We start from the raw sequence: 12,951 nt of genomic DNA on the forward strand, positions 1-12,951 counted from the left end.
CCGATGGGGTGGATCGGCGGGAGGTAGACCACGTCGAAGCCCATCTCCGCGATGGCCTCCAGCCGCTTCGCCGCCGTGCGGAACGTGCCGTGCGGCTGCTCGACCGTGCCCTCCGAGCGGGGGAAGAACTCGTACCAGGACCCGTAGAGGGCGCGCTCGCGCTCCACCAGCAGCGGCATCGGGTCCGAAGCGGTCACCAGGTCCCGCAGGGGGTACCGGGCGAGGACCGCCTCCACCTCCGGGCTCAGCGCGTCCTTCAGACGGTGGTTCACCGAGAGGGTGTCGTCGCCGAGGGCGTGGGCGGCGGCCAGGACGAGGTCGCGCTCCGGACCCTTGGGCGCTCCGGCGGCCGCGCGCTCGTAGAGTTCCGCGCCCTCCTCCAGCACCAGACCGGTGTCGATCCCGGCCGGAATCTTGATGCCGGCCGCGTGCCGCCAGGTGGCGACCGGATCCGACCACGCCTCCACCCGGTAGGTCCAGCGGCCGGTGGCGTCCGGGGTGATGTCCGCGCCCCAGACATCGCTGCCGGGAGACAGTTCGCGCATCGGGGTCCACGGGCCGCGCCGGCCCTTGGGACCACGCAGGACCACATTGGCGCCCACCGCGTCATGTCCCTCACGGAACACGGTCGCGGTCACCTGGAACGTCTCCCCGGCCACCGCCTTCGCCGGGCGCCTGCCGCACTCCACGGCCGGCCGGACATCACGTACCGGTACGCGGCCGATGGCCGGGGTCCTGCGCATGGATCTCACCTCCGCCGTGCGCGAAGCCGGGCACTCGGGGCCCGGCTTCGCGGTCCTGGATACGGGGCCGGCAGGTGCCGTCCCGTAGGGGAACGCCATGTACGGTGCCAGTTCAGGGGCTGGGCGCCGTGGATCGCCGCTCCGGTGACTGCGCGCGTCGCGCCATCCGGCCGGGCCGCGGCCGCCCGTCCTGCTCGCTCAGATAACCGGCCGGGGTGGAGCGCAGATACCGCTCGGCGGCGTCCGCCGCCTCCCTGGCGCAGCGTTTTCCCATCAACACGCACAACGTGTAGCCCGAATCCTCGAAGGTGCTCCGGACCGTGCGGTCGTGGGGCGAGGCGAGCATCACGCGCTCCCACGCCCGGTAACGCCGCAACTGCCGGGCCACTTCGGCCTTGGCGGGTAGCAGCATGGTCCCCTTCACCTTCCACGGCTCTCGACCCCTCGCGTTCCCGACGGTCGGGTGGTGACCGCGCACGGGAGGGCGCGGCACCGTTACGGCGATCGAGGCTTTCACTCATGGTGCACGTGTAAACACACTCCGTCCTGTTGGAGCTTCAACCACCCCGCCGTTCGTGATGCTCGTGTTGCACGAATGGCGTAGCAGCCGCACTGTGGATGGTGACTCAGAAGCGACTGGCGTTCACGCTGAGTGTCCGGTGATCCCGCCGGGCGGCCGTGGAGCAGGAGCTTCGCCGGTGAGGAGCAAGCGACAATGGAGACCGCAGTGCCCCGCTACTACCACCTCGACGTGGAAGTCGGCCCGGAACGGGTGGGACAGGTCAGCCGCATCCTGGCCGCCCACCTCAGCCACTGGGACCTCGACAATCTCGTGGACCCCGTCCGCCGCGGCACCGAACTTCTGCTGCGCGCCATCGACCAGCACGCCACGGACTCCACCACCTCCATCGAGATGTGGTGGAACGGCCAGCACCTCATCACCGCCATCGGCGGCGGCGACCGCGATCTGGGCCCGGACGAGGGTCTGCGCGCCTGCCTCGCGGACCTTGCCGCCATGAGTGACGGATGGGGCTGCTGCGCCACCGAGACCGGGGCCAGGATCATCTGGTTCTCGCAGCGTGCCCGTGCCGATCAGCGGGTCCCGCTGATCCCGACCGCTCCCTCGCCGCACATCGGCCGGATGCTGCGCGTGCCCCGCGCGGCCCCGGTGCCCGTCCGGGTCGCCGAGGTGCCCGCCGGCGCCCTGGTGGGCGCCCGGTGACGGCCAGGAAGTCCCGGAAAGGGGTGCCCGTGTGGAGCGGGCACCCCTATCCGTTGGGCGCCTCCTTCGACGGCCAGGGCACCAACTTCGCGCTCTTCAGCGAGGTCGCCGAACGCGTGGAGCTGGTCCTCGTCGACGACGCGGGCGCCGAGACGTCCGTACCCCTGAACGAGGTCGACGGCTTCGTCTGGCACGGTCATCTGCCCGGCGTCGGGCCGGGGCAGCGCTACGGCTACCGGGTGCACGGCCCCTGGCAGCCCTCCCTCGGCCACCGCTGCAACCCGGCCAAGCTGCTGCTCGACCCCTACGCGCGGGCCATAGACGGCCAGACGGACAACGACCCCTCGCTCTACGAACGCGACCCGAACGGCCCGGCGCCCGCCGACAGCGCCGGGCACTCGATGCTGGGCGTCGTCACCGACCCCTACTTCGACTGGGGCGACGACCGCCCGCCGGGCCGCCCGTACTCCGAGTCCGTCATCTACGAGACCCATGTGCGCGGCCTGACCCGCACCCACCCGGACGTGCCGGAGCGGCTGCGCGGCACCTACGCCGGGCTGGCGCATCCCGCGGTCACGGAGCACCTGACCTCGCTCGGCGTCACCGCGGTCGAGCTGATGCCGGTCCACCAGTTCGCGCAGGACGGTGTGCTGCGCGACCGGGGTCTGTCCAACTACTGGGGCTACAACACCATCGGCTTCTTCGCCCCGCACAACGCCTACGCCGCCCTCGGCTCACGCGGCCAGCAGGTCAACGAGTTCAAGGCCATGGTGAAGGCGCTGCACGCGGCCGGGCTCGAAGTCATCCTCGACGTGGTCTACAACCACACCGCCGAGGGCAACGAGATGGGCCCCACCCTCTCCTTCCGGGGCATCGACAACGCCTCGTACTACCGCCTGGTCGACGGCGACTGGGCGCACTACTACGACACCACCGGCACCGGCAACAGCCTGCTGATGCGGCACCCCTACGTGCTCCAGCTGATCATGGACTCGCTGCGCTACTGGGTCACCGAGATGCATGTCGACGGCTTCCGCTTCGACCTCGCGGCGACCCTCGCCCGGCAGTTCCACGAGGTGGACCGGCTCTCGGCGTTCTTCGACCTGATCCAGCAGGACCCGGTGATCAGCCGCGTCAAGCTCATCGCCGAGCCGTGGGACCTGGGCGAGGGCGGCTACCAGGTCGGCAACTTCCCCCAGCTGTGGTCGGAGTGGAACGGCAAGTACCGGGACGCCGTACGGGACTTCTGGCGGGCCGAACCCGGCTCGCTCGGTGAGTTCGCCTCCCGGCTCACCGGCTCCTCCGACCTCTACCAGGCCAGCAACCGCAGGCCCCGCGCCAGCGTCAACTTCGTCACCGCGCACGACGGTTTCACCCTGCGCGACCTCGTGTCGTACAACGACAAGCACAACGAGGCCAACGGCGAGGGCAACCGGGACGGGGAGAGCGACAACCGGTCCTGGAACTGCGGCGTCGAGGGCGACACCGACGACCCGGCCGTGCTCGAACTGCGGGCCCGTCAGCAGCGCAACCTGCTGGCCACCCTGCTGCTCAGCCAGGGCATCCCGATGCTCGGCCACGGCGACGAACTCGGCCGCACCCAGGACGGCAACAACAACGCCTACTGCCAGGACAGCGAGATCTCCTGGATCGACTGGGACCTCGACCACGAGCAGCGCGCCCTGGCCGACTTCACCCGGCGCCTGATCGGCCTGCGCGCCGAGCACCCGGTGCTGCGCCGGCGCCGGTTCTTCCGTGGGGAGCGCGCGGCCAAGCGCAAGCAGCCGCTGCCCGACCTGATCTGGCTGCGCCCCGACGCGCGCGAGATGGCCGACCAGGACTGGCGGCGGGGCGACGCGCACTCGGTGGGCGTCTTCCTCAACGGCGACGCCATCGCCGAGCGTGACGCCTACGGCCGCCGGGTCATCGACGACTCCTTCCTGCTGCTCCTGAACGGCTACTGGGAGCCCGTCGACTTCCGGCTGCCCGCCGCGTCCTACGGCGAGCGCTGGACGACCCTGATCGACACCGCCGACCCCGAGGGCGTCCCCGACGAGCGCGAACGCAAGGCAGGCACCCGGCTCCCGGTCGAGTCGCGGAGCCTGGTCCTGCTGTCGCGGCCGTCCCGCGACGGCTGAGCGGGGACACGAGAGGGACACGTGAGGGCGCCCACCGGAATCCGGTGGGCGCCCTCACCTCGTGTCAGCGCGGGTCGCGCGCGGTCACCGTGAACTGGGCCCCGTCCTGGTCCCGCAGGACCGCCTCCCGTTCGGTCTCGCTCAGCACGCTGCCGCCGTGCTTCTCGGCGCTGCGGGCGCAGCGCGCCACGTCCTCGACCGAGAAATGGATCTGCCAGTGCGGCCGCACCGACGGGTCGGGGGCCGCCTCCACCGCGCCGGAGTCGATCCGCGCCACCACGTTGCCCTGGCTGCGCAGCACCACCTCACCGCCCTCGTACCGGACCTCGCAGCAGCCCGGTTTCCCGGTGGCCCAGTCCAGCACCTCCCCGTAGAAGATCGCGGCGTCGAAGGCGTTGCGGGTGTGCAGCCGGATGAAGGCGGGGGCGGAGCGCTGCCAGGACTCCCAGTCGGAGAACAGTTCGCCCTGCCAGATGCCGAAGGTCGCCCCGTCCCGGTCGGCCAGCAGCGCACCCCGGCCGGGCGGGAAGGACAGCGGCCCCACCGCCGCCGTGCCGCCCCGTTCCCGGACCCGCGCCACCGCCACGTCGGCGTCGGGGACGGCGAAGTACGGCGTCCAGGCCACCGCCGTCTGCCACATGCCGGCCACCGCGGCGATCCCCGCGATGGGCACACCGTCCGCCAGCGCGATCCGGAAGTGGTCGCCCAGCCTGGCGTCGCGCCAGCGCCAGCCCAGCACGGCGCTGTAGAACTCCTCGGTGGCGTCGAGGTCGCGGCTGGTCAGGCTCACCCAGCAGGGAGCGCCGAAGACGGAGTGCGTCGAGACGGCTTTCCTCTTCTTCCTCGATCCACCGCTGACGGATGTGTCGTGATTCATGACGGTCGCGTCCTGCTCTCGGGGCCCGGCGGCCACCGGTCTCGACCAGTGTCCGGCCGGAAGGGGGTCGGCTGCCTGTCGACTACCCCCGAGGCGGGCCCTGATGTGCGGTGACATCGTGCGGCCACGCAGCGCGTCCGCGCCGTCACGAAGGCGGGCGGCTCTCGCCCGAAGGAGTGAAGATTCAGCGGGGCGGAGGCGGGTGGGGGCGGGCGGAGGCGGGTGGGGGCGGCTCAGCCGGTCTCGGTGCGCAGTTCCTCGCGCAGCCGGTCGAAGCAGCCGCTCAGCAGCCGGGAGACGTGCATCTGTGAGATGCCGAGCTGCTCCGCGATCCCGCTCTGTGTCATACCGCGGAAGAACCGCAGGTAGAGGATGGTGCGCTCCCGCTCGGGCAGCGCCGCGAGGCAGGGCTTCACGGCCGCCCGGTCCACCACGAGGTCGAAGCCGGGGTCCGGCTCGCCCAGGGAGTCACCCAGCGCGTACCCGTCCGTGCCCGCCACATCGGCGTCCAGGGACAGCGCCGAGAAGCACTCCAGGGCCTCCATACCGGTGCGCACCTCGTCCTCGGTGAGCCGGGTGTGCGCCGCCAGCTCGGCGACGGTGGGCGGGCGGCCCGGAATGGTCTGCGCCAGCTCCTTGCCGGCGCCGCGGACCCGGTTGCGCAGGTCCTGCACCCGGCGCGGCACGTGCAGGGTCCACATGTGGTCCCTGAAGTGACGTTTGATCTCGCCGGTGATCGTGGGAACCGCGTACGCCTCGAAGGCCCGGCCGCGCTCGGGGTCGTAATGGTCCACGGCCTTCACCAGGCCCAGGGCCGCCACCTGATACAGGTCCTCCAGGGACTCGCCGCGGCCGCGGAACCGCACGGCGATCCGCTCGGCCATGGGCAGCCACAGCCGCACCAGCTCGTCCCGCAGCGCCGTGCGCTCGGGACCCCCGGGCAGCCCGGCGAGCCGCTCGAAGGCGTGGGCCGTGTCGGGGGCGTCATCGTGAGGGTGGGTTTTCGTGCTGCCAGTTACAGACATCGCGTGCACTTCTCTCGCGGGCTGGGGCAACAGGCACACCGTTGAGCACTGCAGTCCCTCCTGCCCAGTGTGCGGCAAAAACAAACAAACATGCCAATAAGGGACGAAACCCGTGTCGGTCTTGACCCGGTTTTGGGCTGGGTGGCTCCATGGACGCGGGCCGTGAGAGGCGGTCGCCCGGAGTGATGTGCGGCACGCGCGCGAGCGGCGCCCGCGCATCCGCCCGGACGGTTTCTCCTGGGCACGGCTTGATCACCGAGCGAAGCGGGCGAACCGCCTGGCCATGTGGCATTCCGCTCATTTGACAGTGTGCTGAGCACACGGATAGACAGCAGCTCGCGGATGGTCGAGAGGGGCACTGTGTACGAGCCGAACGTGGTCGGTGACTGGCAGGAATACGGCGAACACGCCGGTCTGCGGGTCCGCGTCCACCGTCTGGAGACGGCCGAACCGCCCCGGGGACGCGACGACGCCGCGGCCGGGCTGACGTACTTCAGCGTCCGGGTGACGATCGAGAACCGGGGCACCTGCCCGGCCAGTGTCCAGCTGGAGGACGGCCAGATCGACATCCGGGTCGGTCCGGACGGCGAGGGGGCCTTCATCGACTGGCGCAGCTCCCAGTTCATCGAGGGCTTCGACGTGCATCCGCTGCGCCGCGCCACCGCCGTCGTCCACGCGGCCGCCGCCGAGGCCGCGCTCACCCATGTCGATGTCCAGGTCCATCTGCGGGTCGACGAGGAGTGGACCGACCGCAGGCTGTGGGCCGGCGGCATCGGCCTCACCGAGACGGCACAGGTGGCCACCGCCGCGGCCACCGGGCCGGACAGCCTGGCGCACCAGCTGACCGCTTTCCTTCAGGAGCGGACCGAGCCCGGCACCGCCTGACGGGCGCCTCCGGGATCGGTCCCGAGGATCAGGCGTTGGGGTCGAAGGGGATGCCGGACGGCTTCGCGGACGCCAGGTGCGAGGCGAAACTCGCGTCCTTCAGGCCGAAGTTGGCGCTGCCGAAGTCATAGGTGCTCAACTTGTCGCGCAGGCCGGGCGGGTAGCCGTCCCAGCCGACCAGCGCCGGGTACTGCCAGGTGTGCTTGTGGTTCTCCGGCGGCTCGTCATTGCTGTTGGCCAGCCGGAAGCAGTGCGTGCCGATGCCGTCCTTGTGGTAGACGACCTTGGCGTGCGTGCCCTCGAAGCGGACCTCGGAGGCCGGGTGCACGGTGAAGGAGCCGTGGTTGGACGTCGACACGTACCGTGTCTGCCCGTCCTGCACCCACACCACCACGTGCTCCCAGTCGTTGCGGTGCCCGCCGAGGCTGCTGCCGGGCAGCGCCTGGTCCTTCTCGAAGTACAGCCCGTACAGATAGCCGCACCAGCCGTTGTTGCACTTGGCGCGCGAGTAGCCGTTGGTGTTGTCCAGGTCCGAGGCGTCACGGCAGTTGCCGTTGAGCGCGCCGGTCGGGTTCAGGCCGGGGTTGACCGTGCCGTCGGGGCCGATCGCGGGCGTCGAGTAGCAGCCGTCCGTGTCGTAGTCGAACGCGGGCTCGTACTTCAGCTCCTCGGCCGTGGCGTTGACCGGGAGGGCGAGCGGGGGAGCGGCGAAGGCCGCGGCCGGGAAGGCGATCACGAGTGTGGCGGCACCGGTGAGGGTGGCGAGCCATCTGCCGCGCCGTCGGCGGGACGTGAACGAACCCACAGGAATCTCCAACTGGATTGAGGGACAAGGGAGTTCAGCATCCCGGCCGGACGGCTCGCTGCCAAGCCGTCCCACCTGTCCCACAAGTGAAATCCTGTCAGCCATGCCCCGACGGGTGCTCAGAGATCCTCGGGAAGGTCGGCCGCCGACTCCTCCGGGGAGAGGTCCGGGCGCAGCCGCAGCCAGCTCGGCTGGCGCAACAGCCCCGACCGCGTCCGGGTGCTGAAGCCGACCTCGCCGACCAGCCGGGGCAGCACCCAGCGCGCCCCCGGAATCCGGGGCACCGGGTCGAACGGGCACCGCTCGCTCGCGGCGGTCGCCAGCAGTCCGGCCAGCTCGGTGCGCTCGCCCTCGCTCCAGCCCGTGCCCACCCGGCCCGCGTACACCAGCCGGCCCCCGGCGCGCTGACCGACCAGCACCGCGCCCGGCAGCCCGGACAGGCGTCCCTTGCCAGGCAGCCAGCCGCCGACGATCACATCCACGCTCCGGGTGTTCCGGATCTTGATCCAGTTCCGGGAGCGCGTCCCCGGCTCGTACACCGAGTCCAGCCGCTTGCACACCACCCCCTCGAGACCGTGCTCCCGCGTGACCCGCAGCGCCTCGGCGCCGTGTCCCACCACCGCGCCCGGCACCGACCAGCGCGGGCCGCCCAGGCCCAGCCCCTCCAGCAGCGCCCGCCGCCGCGCGTACGGGGTCGCCAGCCGGGGCCCGTCGAGGTACGGGATGTCGAACAGCACCAGGTGGACCGGCGCCCGCGCGGCCCGGTGTGCCGCCAGGGCCGGGGTGTGCGCGAGGCCCATCCGGTTCTGCAGCGCCTGGAAGTCGGCCCGGCCCTCCGGGTCCAGCGCCAGCACCTCGCCGTCCAGGATCGCCGGCGTGTTCCCCAGGGCACCGGCCAGCGGCCCGAGTTCGGGGTAGGCGGCCGTGATGTCCTCCCCGGAGCGGGCGCGCAGCAGCAGGCTTCCGTCGCCGGGCAGGTACACCATCACCCGCTGCCCGTCCTGCTTGGTCTCGTACGCCCAGCGCGCGTCCTGGGCGGGCGGCGGCAGGGCGCCGGGGGTGGCGAGCATGGGGCGGACGAACGGCAGCGGGGCAACGGTCACGGCAGAACATGTCGACCGCGCCGGACGCGGTCACGCGCTCCACGCCACCGGTTCCCCTGAACGGTGCCCGGGCTCGGCCGTACCCGAGCCGCCGACCAGTCCCTACCGTCAAGTAATATCCGGCGGCAGGCCATCGAAGGAGACATCGTGCCCCCACGCTCGCCCCTGCTGCTCGCCGGTCTGCTGGCCTCGGCCGGGATCGCCCACTTCGCCGCTCCGAAGAAGTTCGACGAGATCGTCCCCCGCGCCCTGCCCGGCTCGCCCCGCGCCTGGACCTACGCCAGCGGGGTCGCGGAACTCGCCCTCGCCGCCGGGGTCGCCGCGCCCGCCACCCGCCCGCTGGCCGCGAAGGCCGCCGCCGCCTTCTTCGTCGGGGTCTTCCCCGCCAATGTGAAGATGGCCGTCGACGCGCGGCACAGCCCCGCCCCGCAGCGCGCCGCCTCCCTCGCCCGGCTGCCCCTCCAGGTGCCGCTGGTGCTGTGGGCCCGTGGCGTCGCCCGTAACTCGAAGGGACAGTCATGAGCGAGCGTCTTCAAGTGGGCGACACCGTCGAGGACTTCGCGCTGCCGGACGAGACCGGCACCGAACGGCGGCTGACTGAGCTGCTGGCCGACGGCCCCGTGGTGCTGTTCTTCTACCCGGCCGCCCTCACCGCCGGCTGCACCGCCGAGGCGTGCCACTTCCGGGACCTGGCCGCCGAGTTCGCCGACGCCGGTGCCCGTCCCGTCGGGATCAGCGGTGACAGCGTAGAAAAGCAGCAGGAGTTCGCCGGCCGCCACACCCTCGGCATGCCGCTGCTCTCCGACGCCGACGGCGCGATCCGCGAACGCTTCGGCGTCAAGCGGGGCTTCACGCTCGCGCCGACCAAGCGGGTCACCTTCGTCATCGGGCAGGACCGCACAGTGCTGGAGATCGTCCGCAGCGAACTGCGGATGAACACCCACGCCGACCGGGCGCTGGCCGCGCTGCGAGCCGCTCAAGGCTGAGCGCTGTCTTTGCATGGCAGATGTCAGCCGTCGGCGCTCGCCAAGGCCGTTGCCCGGCTGACACGATCACGGTGAGGCCCGTACGACGACCATCGGAGCGCACACATGACGACGGACAGCACCCCGGCGGAGCGGCCCGAGCGCATCGCGGGTGTGGCGGTGAAACCGGTCGCCGGGCACATCGGCGCCGAGATCACCGGCGTCGACCTCGCCGCACCGCTCGACGACTCCCTGGTGGCGCTGATCAGGGACGCGATGCTGCGCTGGAAGGTGGTGTTCTTCCGCGGCCAGCGGCTCGACCACGCCGGGCACGTCACTTTCGCCCGCCGCTTCGGCGAGCCCGTCGTGCTGCGCAAGCGGGGCAGCGCCTCGCCCGAGGGGTTCCCCGAGGTGGAGACCACCGCCGACCGGCTGGAGCTGGGCGGCCGGTTCGGCATGGAGCACGAGGAGTGGCTGCGCCGCCGACGGCACACCCTGCTGCGCGGCTGGCACTGCGATCACGGCGCCCGCGTCGACCCGCCCGCCGCGACCATCCTGCGCGCCGAGACCGTACCCCCGTACGGCGGCGACACCACGTGGGCCAACCTGGCCGCCGCCTATGCCGGGCTCTCCGCGCCGGTGCGGGCCTTCGTCGACGGGCTGCGCGCCGAGCACCGACTCGGGGTCGGCTACCAGCCCCGGCCCGGCGACGACGCCTACACGCGGCACCTGCTGGACCACCAGGTGGCCTCCGAGCACCCCCTGGTGCGGGTGCATCCGGAGACGGGGGAGCGGGTGCTGTTCGTCAACGGCTACTACCTGGAGCAGATCTCCGGGGTCTCCCGCCCGGAGAGCGCGGCCCTGCTGGAGATGCTGCTGGAGCAGGTGGTGCGGCCGGAGTACACCGTCCGCTTCCGCTGGGAGCCCGGCAGCGTCGCCTTCTGGGACAACCGGGCCACCGCGCACCTCGCGCCCAGCGACAACGTCCACGTCGACCACCCCCGGATCATGCACCGGGTGATGCTCGCGGGCGATGTCCCTGTGGGCGTGGACGGCATCGCCTCCAAGCCGCTGGTGGGCACGGAACCCGGACGCTGGTGAGCTCCGCCAGGTCACGCCGGCTCACCCCGGCGTGACCAGCCTCGCCTCGTACGCGAACACCGCCGCCTGTGTGCGGTCCCTCAGGCCCAGCTTCACCAGGATGCGGCTGACGTGGGTCTTGACGGTGGAATCGGCCACCACCAGCCGCCCGGCGATCTCCGCGTTCGACAGGCCCTGCGCGATCAGCACCAGCACCTCCGTCTCCCGCTCGGTCAGCTCGCCGTAGGCCGCGTGGGCGGCCGGCATCATGCGCGGGGCCTCGGCCAGCCGGGAGAACTCGTGGATCAGCCGCTTGGTGACCGTCGGCGCGAGCAGCGCCTCTCCCGACGCCACCACCCGTACCCCGTCCGCGAGTTGCCGTGCGGAGGCGTCCTTCAGCAGGAAGCCGGAGGCCCCGGCCCGCAGCGCCTGGTACACGTACTCGTCCAGGTCGAACGTGGTGAGCACCAGCACCTTCGCCGCCGCGTCCGCCGCGATGATCTCCCGCGTCGCCTCGATGCCGTTCATCTCCGGCATCCGGATGTCCATCAGCACGACGTCCGGGGCCAGTTCACGCACCCGCCCGACCGCCTCCCGGCCGTTGACCGCCTCACCGACGACCTCGATGTCCGGCATCGCGTTCAGCAGGACCGAGAAGCCCTCGCGGACCATCATCTGGTCGTCGGCGATCACCACGCGGACCGTCATGCCTCACCCTCGATCGGGGCGGCCGCCGGGACCGGCAGGAACACGGTCACCTCATAGCCGCCCTCGGCCGTCGGGCCCGCCGTCATCTCACCGTTCAGCATGGAGACCCGCTCCCGCATGCCGGTGATGCCGTGCCCGGCGCCGGGGGAGGGCTTGACGAGGTTCGGCGCGGGCGGTGCCCCGTTGAGCACGCGCAGGCCCAGGCCGCCGAGCACGTACCCGATCTCGACCCTGGCGTCCGCCCCCGGCGCGTGCCGCAGGGTGTTGCTCAGCGCCTCCTGCACGATCCGGTACGCCGACAGCTCCACGCCCTGCGGGAGTTCGCGCACCGCGCCCGTCACCGTCCTGGTCACGTCGAGCCCGGCGTCCCGCACATTGGCGAGCAGGCCGTCCAGGTCCGCGAGGGTGGGCTGCGGGGCGTCCGGTGCCTCGTAGTCCTGCGCGCGGACCACGCCCAGGACCCGGCGCAGCTCGGTCAGGGCGGCGACCGCGTTCTCCCGGATGGTGGCGAACGCCTTCTCCAGCTCAGGCGGCGGGTTCTCCACCCGGTAGGGCGCGGCCTCCGCCTGGATGGCGACCACCGACATGTGGTGGGCGACCACGTCGTGCAGCTCGCGGGCGATGGTCGTGCGCTCCTCCAGCAGCGTGCGCCGCGAGCGCTCGTGCGCGGTGACCGTCTGGTGGACGCTCACCTCCCGCCGGGCCTGCCGCAGGGTCTGCCGGACCGCGACGATCAGCAGGGCCACGCCGGAGAAGAACAGCATCGGCCCCAGATCGGACCCGTAGCCGATGTCGCCGCTCCAGCCGAACAGGCCGTCGGCGAAGAACCCGTAGACCGCGGTCAGCCCCCACATCCAGGCGGCCGTGCGGGGACGGGTACGCGCCGCGACGACCGTCAGCACGGCCAGGTGCGCGAGGAAACCGCCGGGCGGCCAGGGGGACTCGGAGCCGCCGGTGAGGACGAGGGCGACCGTGTTCGCCGCCAGGGAGACCCAGAACGCCCCCACCGGACGCACCAGGGTCAGCAGCACCGGCGCCCCGGCCAGCAGCGCGCACAGCAGGGCGGCCAGACCGGCGCCGTGCGTGCTCACCACGGCGAGGAACACCGCCATCCCGGTGAGGGCGACGACCGCCGCGTGCGGTGCCCAGGCCCCGTACTCCTTCACGCGCTCGGAACCGCTGCGGGTGAAGCGGCCGCCGGGTTCCGTCGGCGGCAGTGGGCGGTAGGCGAAGGCGTCGTGGAACAGGTCCTGCCGCAGCCCGCGCAGGGCGCCCGCGGCGAACCGGAACTCGGGGCTGCGCTGCCGCGCGGCCTGGCCCGGCGGTATCGGCTGGGTGTGCGTCGTATCGGTCACGGAAGAGACGGTAGGCGGAGAGCGGGGGTGCGGTCGTCCCCTCAC

14 protein-coding genes are annotated in these 12,951 nt (G+C 72.1%); 6 read left to right on the top strand and 8 right to left on the bottom strand.

The window, feature by feature from the left end:
• Positions 1–743: maltotransferase domain-containing protein (locus ACIGA3_RS28005; protein WP_399720958.1), on the bottom strand; the 743-nt coding region annotated here is incomplete at its 3' end.
• A 112-nt stretch (positions 744–855) separates the two neighbouring features.
• On the bottom strand, positions 856–1,155 hold the full coding sequence (locus ACIGA3_RS28010) for a DUF5133 domain-containing protein (protein ID WP_399720959.1): 300 nt from the start codon (positions 1,153–1,155) through the stop codon (positions 856–858).
• Positions 1,156–1,458: 303 nt separating this feature from the next.
• On the opposite strand from ACIGA3_RS28010, the gene ACIGA3_RS28015 reads away from it, so the two are divergent.
• Positions 1,459–1,965, top strand: a complete 507-nt coding sequence (locus ACIGA3_RS28015; RefSeq protein ID WP_399720961.1) for a pep a2 — start codon at positions 1,459–1,461, stop codon at positions 1,963–1,965.
• A 23-nt stretch (positions 1,966–1,988) separates the two neighbouring features.
• Positions 1,989–4,103, top strand: coding sequence for a glycogen debranching protein GlgX (gene glgX / locus ACIGA3_RS28020; protein WP_399720963.1), 2,115 nt, complete (start codon positions 1,989–1,991; stop codon positions 4,101–4,103).
• Between the two features lie 64 nt (positions 4,104–4,167).
• Here the strand turns inward: glgX and ACIGA3_RS28025 are convergent, their stop codons facing one another.
• Together ACIGA3_RS28025 and ACIGA3_RS28030 are read right to left on the bottom strand one after the other, a co-directional pair.
• Positions 4,168–4,980, bottom strand: a complete 813-nt coding sequence (locus tag ACIGA3_RS28025) for a VOC family protein (protein ID WP_399720964.1) — start codon at positions 4,978–4,980, stop codon at positions 4,168–4,170.
• Positions 4,981–5,213: 233 nt separating this feature from the next.
• Complete coding sequence (locus tag ACIGA3_RS28030) at positions 5,214–6,005, bottom strand: RNA polymerase sigma factor SigF (protein WP_399720965.1); 792 nt, start codon at positions 6,003–6,005, stop codon at positions 5,214–5,216.
• A gap of 360 nt (positions 6,006–6,365) precedes the next feature.
• Here ACIGA3_RS28030 and ACIGA3_RS28035 point away from each other — a divergent pair, with 360 nt between their 5' ends.
• Positions 6,366–6,890: a hypothetical protein gene (locus ACIGA3_RS28035; RefSeq protein ID WP_399720966.1), complete on the top strand. Its 525-nt coding sequence runs from the start codon at positions 6,366–6,368 to the stop codon at positions 6,888–6,890.
• Positions 6,891–6,918: 28 nt separating this feature from the next.
• On the opposite strand, the gene ACIGA3_RS28040 is transcribed toward ACIGA3_RS28035, so the two are convergent.
• Together ACIGA3_RS28040 and ACIGA3_RS28045 are read right to left on the bottom strand one after the other, a co-directional pair.
• Positions 6,919–7,695 (bottom strand): NPP1 family protein, encoded by a 777-nt coding sequence (locus ACIGA3_RS28040; protein ID WP_399720968.1) that lies wholly within the window; start codon positions 7,693–7,695, stop codon positions 6,919–6,921.
• A 119-nt stretch (positions 7,696–7,814) separates the two neighbouring features.
• A complete protein-coding gene (locus ACIGA3_RS28045) occupies positions 7,815–8,765 on the bottom strand; it encodes an ATP-dependent DNA ligase (RefSeq protein ID WP_399721367.1) in 951 nt (316 codons plus the stop codon).
• A gap of 180 nt (positions 8,766–8,945) precedes the next feature.
• Between ACIGA3_RS28045 and ACIGA3_RS28050 the strand changes: the two genes are divergently transcribed.
• From ACIGA3_RS28050 to ACIGA3_RS28060, 3 genes are all read left to right on the top strand, one after another.
• Positions 8,946–9,320 carry a hypothetical protein gene (locus ACIGA3_RS28050; protein WP_399720970.1) on the top strand — a complete coding sequence of 125 codons (375 nt, stop codon included), beginning with the start codon at positions 8,946–8,948 and terminating at the stop codon, positions 9,318–9,320.
• Entirely contained in the window at positions 9,317–9,784 is a 468-nt protein-coding gene (locus ACIGA3_RS28055; protein ID WP_399720972.1) for a peroxiredoxin, read from the top strand. The genes ACIGA3_RS28050 and ACIGA3_RS28055 overlap by 4 nt, the downstream gene beginning before the upstream one ends.
• 105 nt (positions 9,785–9,889) lie before the next feature.
• Positions 9,890–10,864 (top strand): TauD/TfdA dioxygenase family protein, encoded by a 975-nt coding sequence (locus ACIGA3_RS28060; protein ID WP_399720973.1) that lies wholly within the window; start codon positions 9,890–9,892, stop codon positions 10,862–10,864.
• 21 nt (positions 10,865–10,885) lie between these two features.
• Here ACIGA3_RS28060 and ACIGA3_RS28065 read toward each other — a convergent pair whose 3' ends face one another.
• Positions 10,886–11,551, bottom strand: a complete 666-nt coding sequence (locus tag ACIGA3_RS28065; protein WP_399720975.1) for a response regulator — start codon at positions 11,549–11,551, stop codon at positions 10,886–10,888.
• A complete protein-coding gene (locus ACIGA3_RS28070) occupies positions 11,548–12,906 on the bottom strand; it encodes a sensor histidine kinase (RefSeq protein WP_399720977.1) in 1,359 nt (452 codons plus the stop codon). The genes ACIGA3_RS28065 and ACIGA3_RS28070 overlap by 4 nt, the downstream gene beginning before the upstream one ends.
• Positions 12,907–12,951 lie beyond the last annotated feature (45 nt).

Origin of the sequence: Streptomyces sp. NPDC085596 (assembly GCF_044541565.1) — a bacterium.
Taxonomy (GTDB): Bacteria; Actinomycetota; Actinomycetes; order Streptomycetales; family Streptomycetaceae; genus Streptomyces.

Bases quoted from the DNA above. Each gene is read 5' to 3' on its own strand.
- ACIGA3_RS28010 (WP_399720959.1), bottom strand. From the start codon at position 1,155: ATGCTGCTACCCGCCAAGGCCGAAGTGGCCCGGCAGTTGCGGCGTTAC.
- ACIGA3_RS28015 (WP_399720961.1), top strand. From the start codon at position 1,459: ATGGAGACCGCAGTGCCCCGCTACTACCACCTCGACGTGGAAGTCGGC.
- ACIGA3_RS28025 (WP_399720964.1), bottom strand. From the start codon at position 4,980: ATGAATCACGACACATCCGTCAGCGGTGGATCGAGGAAGAAGAGGAAA.
- ACIGA3_RS28030 (WP_399720965.1), bottom strand. From the start codon at position 6,005: ATGTCTGTAACTGGCAGCACGAAAACCCACCCTCACGATGACGCCCCC.
- ACIGA3_RS28045 (WP_399721367.1), bottom strand. From the start codon at position 8,765: ATGCTCGCCACCCCCGGCGCCCTGCCGCCGCCCGCCCAGGACGCGCGC.
- ACIGA3_RS28055 (WP_399720972.1), top strand. From the start codon at position 9,317: ATGAGCGAGCGTCTTCAAGTGGGCGACACCGTCGAGGACTTCGCGCTG.
- ACIGA3_RS28060 (WP_399720973.1), top strand. From the start codon at position 9,890: ATGACGACGGACAGCACCCCGGCGGAGCGGCCCGAGCGCATCGCGGGT.
- ACIGA3_RS28065 (WP_399720975.1), bottom strand. From the start codon at position 11,551: ATGACGGTCCGCGTGGTGATCGCCGACGACCAGATGATGGTCCGCGAG.